Here is a 16,865-nt window from a genome sequence, read left to right on the forward strand (position 1 = left end):
GTATTCGATGAACGTACTCTTCCAGGCCTTCATAGAATAAGGACTTCGCGGGAGAGCCCTGCGCGGTCAGCGCAGCCTGGGCTGCCGCGCACAGGCCATCGGCCTCTTCAGCCGACAGGGAGTGCTCTAAAACCGATGGAGAGCGCCCCGAAAAGACATCCATTCCGATTCCCCCGAATTGGTTGGAAGTGACCGCACCACGAAGAGCAACACAGGCGGCGTTCTTGGCGAATCAAGTGAAGCCTGCGCATCAGGCCTTGCGAGTAAGCCTGGACGGTGCGGATCATGATGGTACACCATGTCCATCACCCGCTCAGGTAAACTTTGCCTCAACTACGCATGCAGGTACGTGAGTTGGGTGTCCACGGATTGGACTGGCTGTGCGGGACTCGGCTCTGGGAGGCTGGATTGAGCATGATGCGAAACCTGAGGCTGGCGGCGTCTCGGCGCGCCAAGCACTTACTGGCTTCGGCCGTTACCCAAGTGGCGCCACCGATTCGACGCGGCATCGAGACCACCATCAGCGAGGGCATGCACGCCACGGTCCTCGGCGCGTCGCTGAAGCAGCAACTTCGCGCTGCACCAGTTCGGTTGACAGCCCGATACCTTACCTTCGCGGTCAAGCGCGCACGTCTCGCCGCACTGGCTCCAGAACCAGTCGGAGGCAACCTTTCCGGATATCTGGCAGGGGTTCGGGACGCGGGCATCGAAAAGGTCCTGACCCGGCTTTGCGCCCGCATCCCCGACGGCGCACGCGCCCGGCAGGACGTCACGGAACTCGCCGAAGTGGAATTCGCGGTTCGCCAGGGCACGGCGAAGCCGGAACAACTCCGGCGGCTCCTGGAGTTGGCTCCGAGTGAACTGCGCATCGTCCGAGACCTCGGCCGGCCGTGGGACCGCGAGGGCGACGAGGAACTCCGCGAGACGCTGCGCCCCGCCGAGACCCTGGCCTACGTCGCCTGGGACCTGAAGCAGTACGCCTGCACCACCGGCCCGATCAAACGCACCAACATCTACGCCGCCTTCGTCGACACCTACGGCGACGCCGCCACGGAGCGAATACGGGAGGAAATCTCCCATTTCGAAGCGCTCTTCGAGAAGGGGCTGCGATCGGTCGGCGCGGAGCACCAGGAACAGCTCGAACGGGCGTTCTTGCTCCACTGCGCCCCGCTCCGGGACGACTTCCCGGACCCGGCCGCCGACCGGCACGAAGAGAAGAACGCGGCCGAAGGGGTGTCGAGTGCCGTCGTCCTGTTCGGCATGCTGTGCGCCCTCGGATGGCTGGTGGCCTACGTGGCGATCGTCTACCGGGGCTTCGCCGATCAGACGTACGGCGTGCCACTCGCCGCCTTCTTCGCCAATCTCACCTGGGAGTTCGCCTACGGCTTCCTCCTGGACCCGCTCGGCGACTACTTCCACACCGCGAGCATCGCCGGCTTCCTGGTCGACGTGGTGATCGCCTGGCAGGTGTGGAAGTACGGCGCGGCGCAGTTCCCGGACAGCGCGCTCGGCCGCTACTTCCGGCCCGTCTTCGGACTGTGCGTGGCCGCCGCCCTGTCGGTCAACTACCACGCGTTCATCGACCTGGCAGATCCCGATGGGGAGTACACGGGATTCGGCATCAACCTGATGATGTCCATCCTGTACCTCAAGATGCTGGAGGACCGCGGCTCCCCTGCGGGCCAGTCGATGTACATCGCCATCGGCAAATGGCTGGGCACGCTGTGCGCCTGGATCGCCACGGCCCTCACCGTCACCACCTCACCGCAACGGACCTGGCCCACGAGCTGGTCCGAGTTCACGCGGAAGTCGCTGGGCCACCGTTCGTATCCGCTGACCCCGCTGATCAACGTCATGTACGGGTGGACGTTCCTGCTGGACGTCGCCTACTGCGTCCTGCTCCACCGCTCCATAAAGGCCGCCGGCATGTCGCCTTGGCGCCGGCTCTGAGCACCTCCGCTCCGCACCTCCGCTCCGCAACGGCGCTGCCGTCCGTGCCGGGACGGCAGAAGGGAATGGTCATGAACACGCTCCGCCGACAGTTCACCGGTCCCGTCGAGCCCACGTCGTGACCGGCGCCGCAGCCGGGACCGCCCCCCGACACCTCCTCGGATCGGCAGTCGCGGCGACGGCGCTCGTCACCCTGACCGCGCTGGTGGCGTCCGGGAGCAACGCCGTCAGCGCGTTCGACGCCGAGGCCCGTGCACTGGCCGACCGCGCTTTCGGGGCATCGGGCGGCTCCTGGCTCGGCGCCGGCGGACCGGCGGACATGGTGGGCTCGGCCCTGGTGTGGGCGGGCCTGCTCACGATCCTCGGCGTACTGCTGCGCCGCCGCCGGCCGGGCGCCGCACTGTGGGTGCTCGGTGGCCTGAGCGTGCAGTTCGCGGTGGAGACGGCGCTCGAAGTGCTGGTGGGACGGCCGATGCCGCTGCCGGCCGACGGCACTGCCCCCGACCCCGGGTACAGCTTCCCGTCCGGGCACACGGCCTCCGCGACGCTCATCGTGTTGGCGCTGCTGGTCGTGCTGCGTACCGGCACACCCGTGTGGTGGCTGTGCCTGGGCCTGGGTCCGGTCCTCGTGGCGGCTGTCGCCGTCTCCCGCGTGCTGGCAGACGCCCACCACGCCGCCGACGTCGCGGGCGGCGTCCTGCTCGGGCTCGCGGTCGGCTTCGCGGTCGCCTGGCGTGTGGACACCCGCACCCCGGACACCTCCGGAAAGGAAACACGATGAACAGCTTGGCCCGTCTGGCGTCGACCCCTCTGGGGAAGGCGATGGGCATCACGCGGGACTACGTGTCGCACATGTACTACATCGTGGACGAAGTGCCGCGCAGGCAGCGCTTACGCCTGACGCCCGTGCTGCTCGGCGTCGAGTACCTGGTCTACCGTGTCGATTCCCTGGCCGAACGCAACACGGCGGTGGACCTCGACGCCGAGCGCAACAGCGACTACGAGGCGTTCCACACGTACAAGAAGGCTTTCGAGAAGGTGCTGCGGTCCCTGGGCGCATGGAACGAGGAGGTGGCCTTCCTGGTCGACGAGGCGGAGCGGTTCATCCGCCTGGAGAACGCCACGACGTCGCGCGGCTCCGTCACCCGTCAGGACGCTCTCGCCCTGGTCGAACTGAGACCCACCGACGTGCGTCTGCTGCGTGCCATGACCTTCGCCCTTCGCGGACGGTCGATGGGCCCCGCGGCCCGGGACCTGCTCTGGCCGGTGGAAGTGCTCGCGGACATCGCGAACGACCTCGGGCACTACGAACAGGATGTCGCCTCGGGGACCTTGAACGTCTACGCCTGCTTCGTGGAGCTCTTCGGCGACGCGGCCGCCGCAGAGTTGCGACGCGAGGTGGACCGGTACGAGTCGATGTTCCTGGATCGCCTCTCCGCGCTGCCACCCGAGCGGCGCGCACGGGTCGCGGAGGTCTGCCGACGCCGCTACGCGGCGGCCGTGCGGCCGTACCCCCGGGCGATCACCACGCCCCCGGACCCCGCGCCCCCTTCACTGCCCGCCGGCACGAGCCTGCGCAAGAAGGTGGCCATCGGCGCGGCCCTGGCCGTCGGCATCCTCGGCGCAGCGGCGTACGGGCGTGGCCGGCGGCCGCTCTTGATCACGGCTGCCCGCCGCCTGCCTCGGCCATCTGCCTAAGGGTGCGTCGGGAGCGCGTCGACCGGGCTCGCCAGGGGTCCGGCGTGCCCTTCGCGGAGGCGCTTTCGTCGGCGCGCTTGACCAGCAGCCACGCTTCGCGCCCGCCGCCTTCGGCGGTGCGGAAGCGGGTGAGGGAGTAGCCGCCGTGCGGCGCTGCTCGTCCGGCTCACGGCCGGTCCCGGCGCCGCTGCCGCTGCCCTTGGGCTCCACGGTCTTCGCGAAGTCACGCCGCCGCCGGTACTCCGCGAGACCCTTCTCGGCGCTCATGGTCACCTCCGGCGTCGTCCCGCCCTCAGGTGACGGGTTCCGGTGCCGGTACGGGCCCGGGAAGGGGCCCCGGCTGAGGGTGCGGCTCGGGACGCGGTGCGGGCGGCGGCTGGGGATCGGGCTCGGGCTGCGGCGGTGCCGGGGGCACCGGATCCGGCCCGCCCGGCGCCGGAACCGGGCCCGGCAACGGCCCGGGATGCGGACCGGGACCCGGGCCAGGCGACGGCGTCGGACTGGGCGGGACGGGATCGTTCGGCGGAGTACCCATGGCCGCGGCCCCCTCACGGCTGCCCTGGAGGGGCGGGGACGGCGGTCGATCGGGCTCCGGCTCCGGGCCCGGGGCGGGCGTGGGCGCCGGCCGGGGTGCCTGGGGATCTCCGGGCCACGGGTGCGTGGGAGGCGCCGGATGCGGATCCGCGGGGTCCCGGGGGAACGGGTGGGTAGGCGGGCCGGTCTTCAGATTCGTCATGGTCCGTCCGGTTGCGTCAGGGAGCGGTAGCTCGGTTTCCCCTCCACTCCGTCTTCTGCTCCGCGCCTTCCCGCTCTCATCCGGCCCAACCTCCGCTGTCGCCATCCCCCGGTTCCCCGTTCCCTCCGGCGCTCCCCAGCTCCCGTTCACGCTCCGCCGCCCGGGTGTCCGTCCGCCATGTCGCCGTGTCGTCGCGGGGCCCGCCCTGCCTCGGTACGAGGATGTGGCGGACGTTCCCCGAACCGGCAGGAGCCTGTCCCGTGCTCGAACGCAAGCGCCGCAAAGACGACAAGGGCCACACCGAGATCACCTTCGTCCTGCCGGCCGACACCCCGCCCGGACCGGTCAGCGTCGTGGGCGACTTCAACGACTGGCAGCCGGGCACGCACGAGCTGCGGCCACGCAAGGACGGCACCCGCGCGGTGACCGTCGCACTGCCCGGCAAGAGCACGCACGCCTTCCGCTACCTGGCGGCGGGCGACTACTGGTTCAACGACGAGGGCGCCGACGCACTCGACGGCTCCAACAGCCTGCTCCGTACCTGACGGGCTGCGCCCGCACACGTACGCACCGTCCCGGGGGCCCGCGAGTACCGTGGGAAGGGCTCCCGGGGGTGCACCAGCGGATGGGGTTGACCGTCGTGTCGACATCGAGTCACGAAGTGTTCGGCGCACCCTGCTGGGTCAGTCTGCCGGCCCGCGACCTCGGCGCCGCGCAGGAGTTCTACGGCGCGGTTCTCGGCTGGGAATTCGGGCCCGCGCATCTCGGAGGGGTGTTCTCCGTCGGCTTCAGCGACGGGGTCCCGGTGGCCGGCCTCGGCTCCCAGCCCGCGACGCACACGATCCCCGTCGCCTGGACCCCGTACTTCGCCGTGGACGACGCCGACGCCACGGCGGCACGCATCCTCGAACGCAGCGGAACCGTCGCCGTCGGCCCCCTGCCCTTCGGCACCGGACGCGCCGCGCTCGCCGCCGACCTCGACGGGGCGGTCTTCGGGATCTGGCAGGGCGACGCCATCCCCGACTGGGACATGGACGGCGAAGCCGCTCCGGCCTGGCTCGAACTGCGCACCAGGAACGCCTTCGAGGCAGCCATCTTCTACGGCGAGGTCCTGGAGTGGGCCTGCGAGCACGCCGGCTGCTGCGAGGTCGCCTACGTGGAGGAGAACAACCACATCCAGCTCCGCCACGCGGGCCGGACCGTGGCCCGCCTGCACGGCGGGACGCTCGCGCAGGCCCCCGACCCGCATATGCGGCCCCACTGGCACGTCCACTTCCGGGTGCCCGACCTCGAAGCCGCCGTGAATGCGGCCCTCGGACTGGGCGGCAGCACCGTCCTCGGGACGGACTCCGGCCCCTTCCCCCACGAGATCACCCTGAGGGACCCCGACGGCGCGTTGTTCAGCATCGTCGGCCCCTGATCGCACCGGCCTCAGTCGGATCTACGCAGGTCAGCGGCGGCTCCCTTGGAGAGTTCAACCCGGACCAGGGCGGCTGCCAGCCTCGGCACGTCATCGGCCGTGACGAGATGTGCCAGGCCCTCGGGCGTCTTGGGGAGCCCGAGCTCGGCGGCGGCGTGGCGGGCCCGGCGGTCGAACGAGGGACGCAGCTCGGGCCATACGCCCTGGGCCTCCCGGCAGAAGATGTCCGCCCCGACCGGGCCGATCCGCGGGACCTCCCGCAGCAGCTCCCGCACCCGTCCGGGATCTCCGTCGGCCTCGTCGCGCAGCCGGCGCAGGTCCCCGCGGTACCGGTCGAGGACGAGCTCGGCCCCGGCTCCGAGCGCGGTGGCGGTGCTCTCGTCGTAGCGGCGGTAGTGCGCGCGGCCGAGTGCGTCCACACGGTCCTGCCAAGGGGCGGCGGCCATCGCCCGTGGGGTGCGCATTCCGGCCGAGAAGAGCTCGCGGGCCGCCGCCACCGCGATGTCGGCCTTGATGCGGACGGAGAACAGCACGCAGAGGGCCAGCAGTTGGTACAGCGGCGCGGGTGTGTTCCGCAGCCGGATGCCCGCCTCCTCGGCGTGGGTGCGGCCGTACTCCGCCAGGAGGTGCTCGACCGTCGCTTCCCGGGACATGGCTCAGGCCGCACGGGGAGCGGGTGCCTCACGCGGTTCCCGGTCCGGTGGGTGCCACTCGGCCGGCAGGATCGTCGCGTCGTCGATGAGGTGGCCCTCGTGGCGGTCCGAGGTCAGCTGGTTGGACCCGGTGCGGTACGCCCAGCCGGCGAGCGTCCCGTCCACGGGCAGACCCGGTTCACCGCCATCGGCGGCATCGGAAGGGTCCTCACCCAGGGGAACGAGCCTGATCTGCTGCAGATCGGCCAGGTAGATCACCGAATCGAGCAGCCCCAGCGACTGCGTCGCACTGCGCACGAGATCAGGCAGCGCTCCGGGACTGATCCTGTGCGCGGACCGAAGCAGCGAACTCACGAGCCCCGCGAACTCGGCATTGTCCATGTCGGTCACCGCCTGTCACCGCGGTACGACGGCACGCCCGGCCCGCCGGATCACGCCTCAACTCTACCGGCGCAGGGCAGTACACCACCGCACCTGACCCCGATCCGCGGGGATCTCCTTGGCGCGCGCGTTCACGCTGGGACGGGAACCGCGGGGCATCGTGACGCCTTGCCCGGGATGCGACCTCGATGACGAAGCCACTGCGGGGCCGGGTGGGGATCCGGCTCAGCGGGATGGACAGGTGCTGATGCGGTACGGCGGGGTCCGTGCGGGCGAGGGCCGAGGACAGAGGCGCGAGCAGGGAGAGGGTGATGTCGTGGGCGGCCAGGCCTGCGATGAAGGGCACGAAGGGGTAGAAGCGGCGGACTTCGTGGGCGAACGCGCGGGCGCGGGCGGAACCGTCGGTCTTCAGCTGGTCAGGCCGGCCGGGGTGGCGGTGGAGGGCGTGGGCGGCGAAGGTGACGTACCAGGTGACGGCGACGGTCGGACGGATGATGTTGAGGAGTTCGACGGCCGCCGTGTGCGGATCGAGCAGGGTGCCGTCCGGTTCGCGGTGCAGGGCGACCGTCTCCAGCACCGTCCCGGCGACCAAGTGAGGGTCGTCCGCGCGGACTCGGTTCACGGCGGCCATGAGGCCCTGCTCCTGGCGGCGGGCTCGGCGGGCCCGTACGTGCCGGGGTCCGGCCGTGGCGAACCCGTCCACCATGGCCACGCAGTCCTCGGCGATCTCATGGGCCGCGTCCTCCGTGACCGGCAGACCGGCAGACCGGACCAGTCACAGATCACCCCCGCGAGCAGGGTCGCCACCTCGTCGAACAGCACCACCCCGCGGCCCTCCCAGCGGGTCACGGCCTCGCGCCGGCCGCTCTCCACCCGCGCGGTCAGACCGCCGATCGCCACACCACCGGCGCGCCGTCACGGGCCCGGCGCAGATCCGGGGCCCGCGCATAGCCGTGGGCCGGCAGGGACAGAGTGCCGTCGATGTGGTGACCGGACATACCGTGCGCCTACCCGAGGCGGGTGCGCGCATTCGGGCCGGGGCTCATGGTCGCTGCGAACGCTCAGGAGCCCGTGCAGCGGCGGATCACGGATGGTCCCAGCTGCTCAGCCACTCCGTAGCCGCCCGAATTCCTCGCCCCCTCGCTCGACTGCCCGTAGCACCGCTGCGCCTTACAGGGGAGCCGCCGGAGCGCCACCCGCTCCGCTCCACCGGATGCGGGCCATGGTGAACAGCCTGGACAACGGCAGCAGCGAACGAGGAGAGCAGCCATGGCAGACGAGGGCATCTGGGGTTACCGCGCCGATTCCGGCTACGGGACCGGAATCGACTTGATCGGATTCAAGGTCGAGGCGACCGACGGAAGCATCGGAAAGGTCGACGAGCACACGGACGAGGCCGGAGCCGGCTACCTCGTCGTCGACACTGGTGGATGGATCTTCGGCAAGCACGTACTGCTTCCCGCCAGCACCATCCAGCGCGTCGACCGCGACAACGAGACGGTCTACGTCAGTCGCACGAAGGACCAGATCAAGGACGCCCCGGAGTTCGAACGGGAGAAGCAGCCCCGCGACCCCAGCTACCTGGAGCAGTTCGCCAAGTACTACGGCATGCCGCACATGTGACGAGGCCTTCCACGTCCGCCTGCCACAACGTGCCGGTCAGGGCGGTGAGCAGCGACCAGAGACGCCGGCGAATACCGGCCGACCCGCAAGGGGCTCGAACCCTCTACCGGTCCGAGTCGATGCTCACCGGGGGGAGCCGGCAGGTTCAAGGGACCCGCGCCCTGGTCCTCTTCCTGGAGTCCCCGTCCCACCCCGATGACGGCGGCCTGCTGGAATTCCACCCCGGCCACCCCGACCTCGACGACGGTCCCGCACCCGAGGACGCGGATGCACCGGACGGGCACCACCAGCGGCGCCGCGCGGAACGTCCAGCATCCTGAGTGCTGCTTCTGAACCTCGATCTGCAGGTGACCGGTACAAGGGCCGCACCCGCCGCGGTGAGCTGGGGAAGATCAGCAGCGAGGAGAACCTACTGGAGGAACGCCTCGCCGGCTGCGCACCCGCAAGAGCGCGCCGCATCCCGAGCCGACCGACGGCAAGTGCAGGCGCCGTGAGCGGACTGCGGGCCCAGCATGGTCCACCTGGGCCCGCGAGAACAGCTACGAGGTTGCCGGACCGGGGTCAGTGGCCATGGGACGTATGTCCGTCCTTCGTCGGCTCGGCGGGCGCCTTGGCCGGGGGGGCCTGCTCAACGGGAGCCTGGTCCGGCTTTGCGGGGGTCCCGGTCGTGGAGCCCTGGTCATGGCTGTGACCACCGGAGCTGATGGTGCCGGCGAGGGCGGTCATGCCCAGCCAGGCGACGGCCGAGATGACGACGACGACGGCCGCGAACGGGCTGACGAGGTGCCGCCAGCGCCCCTTGGAGTCCTTGGCGACGAACGCGACGTACGACATGAGCAGGCCGACGGGGGTCATCAAGGCGCTGCGCTCGGGGAACTGCTCGAAGTGCTGGATACCGCCGCCGACCAGGCCGACACCGAAGGACAGCAGCAGGGAGAACGCGACCAGCGAGACCGCCTGGCTCAGCGCCGGACGCTCGTCGGCCAGCACGAACTCGTTGACGAGGGTGCCGAGGAGGAACACGACGGCGCCGACGCCGCAGATGATCGCGTACAGCGACGGATTGATCGGGTAGTGGACGACGGCGCCGGCGATGAGGGCGGCACCCATGAAGTAGAGCATCTGGCCGCTGTAGCGAGCCGGGAGCGCCTTCTTGTCGAAGGCGGGGCGGCGATGTCTCGAGGCGGACGTCTGGTGGAGCTCGGGCTTGAGAACGGTGGTCACGCGGGTAAGGCCTTTCGGATCTTGGTGGTTGAGAGCAGGCAGAAGCCGCGCCGACACCAGTGGTGTGGCGCAACGCTGGTGCAGCTCTCAGCAGCGCAGGATCGAAAGTCGGTGCAGGCACGGCGGGTCGCCGGTGCGGCTGGTCCAGGGATGCCCGCGTGCTGCCCATCGGCGGAGGACGCGGTTGGAGCCCCTGCGCCTGAGGACGAACGTGAACAGGGCAGCAACGATGCACAGCAGCGCCAGGCAGCTCTCTCCGACTCCGCCGTGGTCGCAGGGGGATTCGCCATCCGGGCTGTCCGGTGTTTCGGCGGCGACCCCGGGGGCGACGTCGGAGTGAGTGTGCTGAGCCTTGCCCCCGGCGGCGTGCCCGCCGTGGACTTGCTGATGTGAGGCCAGGATGTGCATCGCGAACAGGGCAAGCACCACCGCGAGGAGCATTGCCCGCAGCAACACTCCCGTGTGACGGTCGCGACGGACCTTGCCTGAAATCACGCTTCCCGACCATAGGAGTGCTTGGTTACGGGAATGCCAACAGGGGCGTCCCTACCTGGACTGGGAGGAAGATAACACCAGGTGGGGATGCGTCTGCGCGGCATCTCACAGCGTGGGCTGCAACGGTGCCGGCCGGCCCCGTGCCTCGGAGCCGGAGAACGAGCCGATGACTGTCCTGTCGGGATCCCATATCCGTTGGCGGGGTGTGGGGCCGCTGTGGAAGGCGGTCAGGTGGGCGTAGGTGTCCAGGTAGGGCTGGAGGTCGGTGACGGGCTTGCCGTCCTTGGAGACCGAGACGGTCAAGGGGTGGGCCATGCCTGCCATGGGCCGGCCCTTGACGGTGATGGTGTAGCCGTCGGCCTCGGTGGTGGTGGCCGGTGCGGGCAGCGGGGGTGGTGGCGTCGCCGGCCACGGTCACGGTGCGCGAGAGTACGAAGTCCTTGCCCTTCCCGGTGCCGCTGTCGGGGGTGAAGGAGGCGTACATCCGCCACGAGCCGGGGGCCAGGGCCATCAGGTCCGCGGTCCAGGTGCCGCCGGCGGCCATGGAGGGGTGGATGTGCTGGAAGCCGGTCAGGTCGGAGCGGATGGCGTAGAAGTGCATCCGCTGGGTCTGGTCGAGTGCAAAGGCCGTGACCGGCTTGCCGACCGCCGCGAGAGCACGGCGCCGGACGGTGAAACAAGTGACAGCGGACGTCTGTGAGGTCTTTCCGGGTGGGCACACCGCAAAGTGGCGCGCCGGAGACGTGGAGGCGCGGCGCCGAGTGCCGGCCGGTGGCCGGGCGTCGGTGGTGCCCGTCACGTCCGCGCGATACAGACCCGAAGCAGCAGATCCCGCCCGTCGCACGCAGGAGGAACTGCGCCTCCCGCGCCGGCGGTCAGCCCAGGGCGGCGAGTAGGTCGTTGCATGCCTGCTCGCAGGCACGGCACGCCTCCGCGCAGATCCGGCAGTGCTCGTGCATGCCGGCATGCGAGGCGCATTCGTCGCCGCACGCCTTGCAGGCGATGGCACACGCCCTGAGCATCGCAGCGGTGATGTTGGCGTCGTAGCCGGTGTGACGGGAGAGCACGGCCGCGGTGGCGGTGCAGATGTCGGCGCAGTCCATGTCGGTGCGGATGCACTTGGTCAGGTCGCCCACCATGCCCTCGGAGAGACAGGCGTCCGCACAGGCAGTACACGCCTGGGCGCAGGCGATGCATGCCTCGATGCATCGGGTGAGCTTGGTCTGGTCGATGGCGCCGAGGTCGGCCGGGTAGGTGGCGAGCATGTCCTTGACGGTGCCGGCCATGACGGATCAACTCCGTTCACCGCGGGCCGGCGGACCTGGCCGGGCCGCCAAGAAGCCCCCGGTACACCTCCAGCCAACACCCGCGCGCGCGGCAGCGCGCCCGGAGCACCTTCGCGGTGCGTCCGGGCGCGCTGCCGTACTGCGGGTGGAGCGGCGGTCAGTGGTAGGCGTGGACGACGGCGTGGCCCTTGCCGCGGCCGATCATCCACTTGTTGACCGGGGTCGTGATCAGGAAGGCGACGGCGAACCCACCCAGCAGGGCCGACCAGAACAAGGCGTCCGAGAGGTGGGCGTCCATCGCTCCCGGGGTGAGGGCGATGATGCCGTTGTCGACGAGCTCCATCACCGCGATCGAGACAGTGTCGGCGGCGAGGGCGACCTTGACGGCGCTCTTGAAGTCCAGGCCGGCCCGGCGAACGGCGAACAACGTGAACGAGTAGCCGAAGAGGAACGCCAGGGTGATCGCGAGGATCATCGTCGGGGCGTTGCCCCAGGCCAGGGCAGTGCCGATGACCATGCCCAGGATCTCGCCGATGGCGCACCCGGTCAGGCAGTGCAACGTCGCCTTCGCGGCAGCGCCCCAGGTCACTCCTCCTACGTGATGACCATCGTGGCCGCCGTGGCCGCCATGCCCCTCGTGCCCCTGGTGCGCGGCGTGGTCGTGACCGGTGCTGGTGTGGTGCGCGCTGTGATCCATGGCCCTCGTCCCCATTCCCGTCCCGTGTGGACTCCTGCCCGGCGCCCACATCCTGAACCATATACCCCTAGGGGGTATATGGCCAGAGATGGATCCCGCTCACCTCACCCCCTCAGGCGCGGACCATGCGGGCGATTCCCGGGAGGCTTCACCGACCTTGTCGCAGGCCTGATCGCGCTCGACCATGCGCTGCAGGCCGCGGACCTGGCCCTCGGTTCGGCGCAGGCGCTTGAGGACGTCGCCCTTGTGGGCGGTGTAGCCGTGCACGGCTCGGTCCCTTCCTTCGCAGTTACCCCTGGGGGGTATCGATTTCAATGACAGGGCGGGGAGAAGTGTTCCGGGGGCCGGTGTCCGGAGTGGGACCGCCCCCGCCCGAGTGACCAGGCGGGGGCGGGGCGGAGCAGCCTGGCGGCCAGGTCAGACGCCGGCCCGGAAGGAGCGCAGACGGAGGCTGTTGCCGACGGCGAAGACGGAGGAGGAGGCCATGGCCGCTCCGGCGATCATCGGGTTGAGCAGGCCGGCCGCGGCGAGCGGCAGGGCGGCCACGTTGTAGGCGAAGGCCCAGAACAGGTTCGAGCGGATGGTACCGAGGGTCTTGCGGGAGAGGCGGATGGCGTCGGCGGCGGCACGCAGGTCGCCGCGTACGAGGGTGAGGTCGCCGGCCTCGATGGCGGCGTCGGTGCCAGTGCCCATGAGTCCCAGGTCGGCTTGGGCGAGGGCGGCGGCATCGTTGACGCCGTCGCCGACCATGGCGACCGACCGGCCCTCGGACTGCAGGCGCTTGACGACGTTCACCTTGTCTTCGGGCATGACCTCGGCGATCACCTCGTCGATGCCGACTTCGCGGGCCACCGACTCCGCGACGGCCTTGTTACCGTCCCGCGCCGATCTGCCCGACCAACTCCCGCACCTGTCCCGCTGTCTTGCCATGAGACTCGTCCACAACCGCTCCGTTCCGTGCCCTCGCCGCCTCGCCGAACCTTCCCTCCCGCACCGCCGTCAGCCGTAGGGTGCTTCCGGTGAGCGAGTACCAGTACTACGAGTTTCAGGCCCTCGACCGGCCGCTGAGCGGCAACCAGCGGGAAGCACTGCGGGGCGTCTCCAGCCGTGCCAGGATCACCGCCACCAGCTTCACCACCGATTACCACTGGGGCGACCTGCGGGGGAATCCGCGAAACCTGGTGGAGCGGTACTTCGACGCCCATCTGTACGTCGCCGGCTGGGGCACACACCGGCTGATGCTCCGCCTGCCCATACAGCGCCTGGCCCTGCGCAGCGTCCAACCGTACGGTCTCGGCCACCATGTCGAAACCTGGGCCACCCGGACCCACCTTCTCCTCGACCTGACCAGCGAGGACGAGGGCGGCGACTGGGTCGAGGGAGCCGACGATTCGCTGGCCGCCGTCATCGGCGTACGCGAGGAACTCGCCACCGGCGATATGCGGCCCCTCTATCTGGCGTGGCTCTCCGCCCTCTCTGCCTGGGAAGCCGAGGACGACGACGAAGAGGAGTACCAGTCCGCTCTGGAGCCTCCCATCCCCGCCGGCCTGGGAGAACTCACGGCTCCGCAAAGCGCGCTCGCGGACTTCCTGCGCGTCGACACCGACCTGCTCGCTGTCGCCGCACAGAGCAGCGCCGCGGCGCCGGAACCCGCGGCCGGTCTGACACGGAAGGAGCTCGCGCGACTCGTCTCCGCCCTCCCGGACAAGGAGAAGGACGCCCTACTGCTGCGCCTCGCCCTCGGCCCGGAACCCCACTTGCACAGCGAACTCCTGCACCGTCTGCGGGAAACCTCCGCCCCAGCGACCGCACCCGGTCACCGGACCGCCGCCCGGCTGCTGGATGCGGCGCACACCCGCCGCGCCGAGCGCCGCGGCCACGCCGAACGCGACCGGTTGCGAGCCCGCGCCACGCGCCTGACCGCCCTCGCCGCCGACGCGGACGTCATCTGGAACCAGGCCGAAGCACACATCGCCTCCAAGAAGACCAGTGCCTACGACGCGGCTGTCGCCCTCCTTCGTGACCTGCGCGATGCCTGCGCTCACGCCGGACGCGGTGTCGATTTCCAGCAGCGTCTGGGGCTCCTGCGCGACACCTACCGGAGCCGGCCCGGCCTCATCCACCGTCTCGACAGTCACGGTCTCCGGTAACTCGGCCGCGGGCATGGAAGAAAACGGTCAGGCGTGGTTGACCGGGAGGACGTCCGGGGAGAGGGCGCCCGCATGGGCCGCGGCCGAGGTCATCCGCTTGCGGTGGTGGCGGCGACAGAGGACTTCGTAGCCGATCTCCTCCGCCGGGCGGTTCACATCGCCGACCACGACCTGGGCGCCCTCGACCACCATCTCGCCGCCCACGGTACGGGCGTTGTGCGTGGCGCGGGCGCCGCACCAGCACAGGGCCTCAACCTGGAGCTGCTCCAGACGGTCCGCCAGCTCGATCAGGCGCTGCGAGCCCGGGAAGAGCTTCGTACGGAAGTCCGTCGTGATGCCGAAGGCGAAGACGTCCATGTCCAGGTCGTCCACGATCCGGGCCAACTGGTCGATCTGCTCCGGGGCGAGGAACTGCGCCTCGTCCACGATCACGTAGTCCGCCTTGCCGCCCTTGGAGAGCTCGGCGACGAGGTACGCGTACAGGTCCATTCCCTCCCCCGCCTCGACGGCCTCCGTCACCAGACCCAGGCGGGAGGAGAGCTTGCCCTCGCCCGCGCGGTCGTCGCGCGTGAAGATCACACCCTGGAGCCCCCGGGCAGAGCGGTTGTGACCAATCTGGAGCGCCAGAGTGCTCTTTCCGCAGTCCATCGTTCCGGAGAAGAACACCAGCTCGGGCATGGGAAGTACGGGACCTTTCGGGTCGGGTCGTGTGGGGTGGGCGGGCGGGGAAGGGCCGTCGGTCAGGTGCGGATTTCGAGCAGCGGGACCAGCTGCTCCGCCGCGGTCATGGAGCCGTGCATGCCGGCGAGGGCGGACTCGTTGGGCTCGTTGCGCGAGGCGGTGATGGCGACGTCGGCCTGGGCGGCCGCGATCACGTCGCCGATCCGGCCCAGCACGCGCTCGTCGCACTCCCCCGGGGCGCCGAACCAGCCGAGTTCCAGGGCCTCTTCGCGGCTCGCGACCCAGAAGCGGTCCCCGAGCACCTCGCGCCACACGGTCAGGACGTCGGCCTCGGCGCCCGGTACCGCGTACACGTGGCGGGCCCGGCCCTCGCCGCCGAGCAGGGCCACGCCCGCGCCGAGCTCCCAGTCGTCGTCGAAGTCGATGCGGGAGTCCTCGTCGAAGGGGATGTCGACCATGCCGTGGTCCGCGGTCACGTACAGCGCGGTGCGCGGCGGCAGCTGCTCGGCGAGGCGCTGGACGAGCCGGTCGACCAGCATCAGCTGGCCGCGCCAGGCGTCGGAGTCCACGCCGTGGCGGTGGCCGGCGCCGTCGAGCTCACTGAAGTACGTGTACACGAGCGAGCGGTCGCCGCCCGCGAGCTGGATCGCCGCGAGGTCCATCCGCTCCTCGCCGGTCATCCGGCCGTGGAAGGTGCCGCCGGACAGGGCGACCTTGGTGAGAGGGGTGGTCTGGAAGGCGGGCGAGGACACCTGCGCGGTGTGCACCCCGGCCTTGTCGGCCAGCTGGAAGACGGTCGGGTACGGCTGCCAGGGCTTCGGCGAGGTCCACGGCTGCCAGCGGAGCTGGTTCATCAGCTCACCGGAGGCGGGGTTGCGGACGGTGTAGCCGGGCAGGCCGTGGCGGGCGGGCGGCAGGCCGGTGCCGACGGAGGCCAGCGAGGTGGCGGTGGTCGCCGGGAAGCCCGCGGTGATCGGGCGGCCGGTGCCGCCGCGCGAGCTGCCGAGGAGGGAGGTGAGGTACGGGGCCTCGTCCGGGTGGGCCTTGATCTGCTCCCAGCCCATGCCGTCGACGAGGAACACGCAGTTCCGGTCGGCCGGGGTCAGCTCGGCGATGGAGGCCGTGAAGCCGGGTACGCCCTGGCCCGCCACCAGCGTGGGCAGCAGATCGGCGAGCGAGCCGGTGCCGTAGTGCGGGACGGGGGCGCCGGCCAGGTCCAGCAGCTCCGGTTCGTCCCAGCCCTGCGGTGCGGAGTACGGCATCAACGGGCGGAGGAGGACGTGGCCGCAGTCGCTTCGCTGAGCGCCTGCGCGAAGACGAGGGTCTGGCGGACCGCCTCCGGGCCGTCACCGGCCTCGCTGACGCGCAGGCTGAGGTCGTCCGCGGTGGAGTTGCCGGTGTAGCCGTGGTCGGAGTCGCAGTTCGGGTCGCCGCAGGCGGCCGGCTCCAGGTCGATCCGGGAGACCGCGCCCCAGCCGATGGTCAGGACGACCTCGCGGGGCAGGGTGCCGGGAGTGTAGGACTCCGGGTTGGCGACAACGCGGCTGAGCACCACGGAGGAGATGCTGGACAACTTGACCGACTCGGTGGAGGTGGTCGCGTACGGGGACGGGGATCCGGCGTCGGCGGCCTGCTCGTCGGTGTGGCTGACGATGAAACGGTTGCCCGTCAGAACGAGCACGGTGACATGGCGGCGCACCTCGTTGGAGTCGAAGGTCGTCTCCTGGTGGACCAGGTACGACGAAATCGGCTCGCCGCCCACCGCGGCCTCCACGGCCTCGGCCACGAGGGCCGGGTAGTAGCCGCTGCGCTCGATCGCCGTGCGCAGCCCCTGGGTCGTCGTACCGGATTTCGCCATGAGGTCCATCCTA

General features: G+C 70.5%; 21 protein-coding genes and 1 pseudogene. 9 read left to right on the forward strand and 13 right to left on the reverse strand.

Going from position 1 to position 16,865, the window contains the following annotated elements; genetic code table 11:
- Positions 1 to 786: 786 nt before the first annotated feature.
- The 5 genes from OG625_RS09780 to OG625_RS09800 all read left to right on the forward strand — a co-directional run bounded on the left by OG625_RS09780 (position 787) and on the right by OG625_RS09800 (position 5,804).
- Entirely contained in the window at positions 787 to 1,950 is a 1,164-nt protein-coding gene (locus OG625_RS09780) for a transmembrane-type terpene cyclase (RefSeq protein WP_329378389.1), read from the forward strand.
- 118 nt (positions 1,951 to 2,068) lie between these two features.
- On the forward strand, positions 2,069 to 2,731 hold the full coding sequence (locus OG625_RS09785) for a phosphatase PAP2 family protein (protein WP_329378391.1): 663 nt from the start codon (positions 2,069 to 2,071) through the stop codon (positions 2,729 to 2,731).
- Positions 2,728 to 3,648, forward strand: a complete 921-nt coding sequence (locus OG625_RS09790; RefSeq protein ID WP_329378393.1) for a hypothetical protein — start codon at positions 2,728 to 2,730, stop codon at positions 3,646 to 3,648. The genes OG625_RS09785 and OG625_RS09790 overlap by 4 nt, the downstream gene beginning before the upstream one ends.
- A gap of 996 nt (positions 3,649 to 4,644) precedes the next feature.
- Positions 4,645 to 4,929 carry an isoamylase early set domain-containing protein gene (locus tag OG625_RS09795; RefSeq protein WP_329378395.1) on the forward strand — a complete coding sequence of 95 codons (285 nt, stop codon included), beginning with the start codon at positions 4,645 to 4,647 and terminating at the stop codon, positions 4,927 to 4,929.
- 80 nt (positions 4,930 to 5,009) lie between these two features.
- Positions 5,010 to 5,804, forward strand: a complete 795-nt coding sequence (locus tag OG625_RS09800) for a VOC family protein (protein ID WP_329378397.1) — start codon at positions 5,010 to 5,012, stop codon at positions 5,802 to 5,804.
- Between the two features lie 11 nt (positions 5,805 to 5,815).
- Here the strand turns inward: OG625_RS09800 and OG625_RS09805 are convergent, their stop codons facing one another.
- The 3 genes from OG625_RS09805 to OG625_RS09815 are packed head-to-tail and all read right to left on the reverse strand — an operon-like array spanning position 5,816 to position 7,544.
- Positions 5,816 to 6,457: an endonuclease gene (locus tag OG625_RS09805; protein WP_329378399.1), complete on the reverse strand. Its 642-nt coding sequence runs from the start codon at positions 6,455 to 6,457 to the stop codon at positions 5,816 to 5,818.
- A gap of 3 nt (positions 6,458 to 6,460) precedes the next feature.
- Positions 6,461 to 6,754 (reverse strand): hypothetical protein, encoded by a 294-nt coding sequence (locus OG625_RS09810; protein WP_329378401.1) that lies wholly within the window; start codon positions 6,752 to 6,754, stop codon positions 6,461 to 6,463.
- Positions 6,755 to 6,758: 4 nt separating this feature from the next.
- On the reverse strand, positions 6,759 to 7,544 hold the full coding sequence (locus tag OG625_RS09815; protein ID WP_329378403.1) for a hypothetical protein: 786 nt from the start codon (positions 7,542 to 7,544) through the stop codon (positions 6,759 to 6,761).
- A 563-nt stretch (positions 7,545 to 8,107) separates the two neighbouring features.
- Here OG625_RS09815 and OG625_RS09820 point away from each other — a divergent pair.
- Together OG625_RS09820 and OG625_RS09825 are read left to right on the forward strand one after the other, a co-directional pair.
- Positions 8,108 to 8,461, forward strand: a complete 354-nt coding sequence (locus OG625_RS09820) for a PRC-barrel domain-containing protein (protein ID WP_329378405.1) — start codon at positions 8,108 to 8,110, stop codon at positions 8,459 to 8,461.
- Between the two features lie 44 nt (positions 8,462 to 8,505).
- Positions 8,506 to 8,781 carry a hypothetical protein gene (locus OG625_RS09825; RefSeq protein WP_329378408.1) on the forward strand — a complete coding sequence of 92 codons (276 nt, stop codon included), beginning with the start codon at positions 8,506 to 8,508 and terminating at the stop codon, positions 8,779 to 8,781.
- Between the two features lie 241 nt (positions 8,782 to 9,022).
- Here the strand turns inward: OG625_RS09825 and OG625_RS09830 are convergent, their stop codons facing one another.
- The 3 genes from OG625_RS09830 to OG625_RS09840 form a co-directional block, all read right to left on the reverse strand.
- Positions 9,023 to 9,685 carry a hypothetical protein gene (locus tag OG625_RS09830; protein WP_329378410.1) on the reverse strand — a complete coding sequence of 221 codons (663 nt, stop codon included), beginning with the start codon at positions 9,683 to 9,685 and terminating at the stop codon, positions 9,023 to 9,025.
- 87 nt (positions 9,686 to 9,772) lie between these two features.
- Positions 9,773 to 10,126 (reverse strand): DUF6153 family protein, encoded by a 354-nt coding sequence (locus tag OG625_RS09835; protein WP_329378413.1) that lies wholly within the window; start codon positions 10,124 to 10,126, stop codon positions 9,773 to 9,775.
- A 159-nt stretch (positions 10,127 to 10,285) separates the two neighbouring features.
- Complete coding sequence (locus tag OG625_RS09840; protein ID WP_329378415.1) at positions 10,286 to 10,504, reverse strand: hypothetical protein; 219 nt, start codon at positions 10,502 to 10,504, stop codon at positions 10,286 to 10,288.
- Between the two features lie 95 nt (positions 10,505 to 10,599).
- Between OG625_RS09840 and OG625_RS09845 the strand changes: the two genes are divergently transcribed.
- Positions 10,600 to 10,773, forward strand: coding sequence for a hypothetical protein (locus OG625_RS09845; RefSeq protein ID WP_329378417.1), 174 nt, complete (start codon positions 10,600 to 10,602; stop codon positions 10,771 to 10,773).
- 282 nt (positions 10,774 to 11,055) lie between these two features.
- Here the strand turns inward: OG625_RS09845 and OG625_RS09850 are convergent, their stop codons facing one another.
- From OG625_RS09850 to OG625_RS09865, 4 genes and pseudogenes are all read right to left on the reverse strand, one after another.
- Entirely contained in the window at positions 11,056 to 11,466 is a 411-nt protein-coding gene (locus OG625_RS09850; RefSeq protein WP_329378419.1) for a four-helix bundle copper-binding protein, read from the reverse strand.
- Positions 11,467 to 11,623: 157 nt separating this feature from the next.
- A complete protein-coding gene (locus OG625_RS09855; protein WP_329378421.1) occupies positions 11,624 to 12,163 on the reverse strand; it encodes a DUF4396 domain-containing protein in 540 nt (179 codons plus the stop codon).
- A 99-nt stretch (positions 12,164 to 12,262) separates the two neighbouring features.
- Complete coding sequence (locus tag OG625_RS09860) at positions 12,263 to 12,430, reverse strand: metal-sensitive transcriptional regulator (RefSeq protein ID WP_443067689.1); 168 nt, start codon at positions 12,428 to 12,430, stop codon at positions 12,263 to 12,265.
- A gap of 150 nt (positions 12,431 to 12,580) precedes the next feature.
- A pseudogene (locus OG625_RS09865) lies at positions 12,581 to 13,036 on the reverse strand (HAD-IC family P-type ATPase); the annotation flags it as partial.
- Positions 13,037 to 13,182: 146 nt separating this feature from the next.
- Here OG625_RS09865 and OG625_RS09870 point away from each other — a divergent pair.
- The gene (locus OG625_RS09870) at positions 13,183 to 14,313 is read left to right on the forward strand and encodes a hypothetical protein (RefSeq protein WP_329378423.1); all 1,131 of its coding nucleotides are present in this window, start codon (positions 13,183 to 13,185) and stop codon (positions 14,311 to 14,313) included.
- A 27-nt stretch (positions 14,314 to 14,340) separates the two neighbouring features.
- Here the strand turns inward: OG625_RS09870 and OG625_RS09875 are convergent, their stop codons facing one another.
- The 3 genes from OG625_RS09875 to OG625_RS09885 all read right to left on the reverse strand — a co-directional run bounded on the left by OG625_RS09875 (position 14,341) and on the right by OG625_RS09885 (position 16,852).
- Entirely contained in the window at positions 14,341 to 14,991 is a 651-nt protein-coding gene (locus tag OG625_RS09875) for a thymidine kinase (RefSeq protein WP_329378425.1), read from the reverse strand.
- A gap of 62 nt (positions 14,992 to 15,053) precedes the next feature.
- Positions 15,054 to 16,256 carry an alkaline phosphatase family protein gene (locus OG625_RS09880; protein WP_329378427.1) on the reverse strand — a complete coding sequence of 401 codons (1,203 nt, stop codon included), beginning with the start codon at positions 16,254 to 16,256 and terminating at the stop codon, positions 15,054 to 15,056.
- Entirely contained in the window at positions 16,256 to 16,852 is a 597-nt protein-coding gene (locus OG625_RS09885; RefSeq protein ID WP_329378429.1) for a DUF5998 family protein, read from the reverse strand. Before OG625_RS09885 ends, OG625_RS09880 begins: the two co-directional genes overlap by 1 nt.
- Between the last annotated feature and the right edge of the window lie 13 nt (positions 16,853 to 16,865).

Origin of the sequence: Streptomyces sp. NBC_01351 (assembly GCF_036237315.1) — a bacterium.
In the GTDB taxonomy this organism is placed as follows: domain Bacteria; phylum Actinomycetota; class Actinomycetes; order Streptomycetales; family Streptomycetaceae; genus Streptomyces.

Coding starts and splice junctions, on each gene's coding strand:
- OG625_RS09805 (WP_329378399.1), bottom strand. CDS start 6,457: ATGTCCCGGGAAGCGACGGTCGAGCACCTCCTGGCGGAGTACGGCCGC.
- OG625_RS09815 (WP_329378403.1), bottom strand. CDS start 7,544: ATGGTGGACGGGTTCGCCACGGCCGGACCCCGGCACGTACGGGCCCGC.
- OG625_RS09835 (WP_329378413.1), bottom strand. CDS start 10,126: ATGCTCCTCGCGGTGGTGCTTGCCCTGTTCGCGATGCACATCCTGGCC.
- OG625_RS09885 (WP_329378429.1), bottom strand. CDS start 16,852: ATGGCGAAATCCGGTACGACGACCCAGGGGCTGCGCACGGCGATCGAG.
- OG625_RS09820 (WP_329378405.1), top strand. CDS start 8,108: ATGGCAGACGAGGGCATCTGGGGTTACCGCGCCGATTCCGGCTACGGG.
- OG625_RS09850 (WP_329378419.1), bottom strand. CDS start 11,466: ATGGCCGGCACCGTCAAGGACATGCTCGCCACCTACCCGGCCGACCTC.
- OG625_RS09855 (WP_329378421.1), bottom strand. CDS start 12,163: ATGGATCACAGCGCGCACCACACCAGCACCGGTCACGACCACGCCGCG.
- OG625_RS09880 (WP_329378427.1), bottom strand. CDS start 16,256: ATGCCGTACTCCGCACCGCAGGGCTGGGACGAACCGGAGCTGCTGGAC.
- OG625_RS09790 (WP_329378393.1), top strand. CDS start 2,728: ATGAACAGCTTGGCCCGTCTGGCGTCGACCCCTCTGGGGAAGGCGATG.
- OG625_RS09800 (WP_329378397.1), top strand. CDS start 5,010: ATGGGGTTGACCGTCGTGTCGACATCGAGTCACGAAGTGTTCGGCGCA.
- OG625_RS09875 (WP_329378425.1), bottom strand. CDS start 14,991: ATGCCCGAGCTGGTGTTCTTCTCCGGAACGATGGACTGCGGAAAGAGC.
- OG625_RS09840 (WP_329378415.1), bottom strand. CDS start 10,504: ATGGCAGGCATGGCCCACCCCTTGACCGTCTCGGTCTCCAAGGACGGC.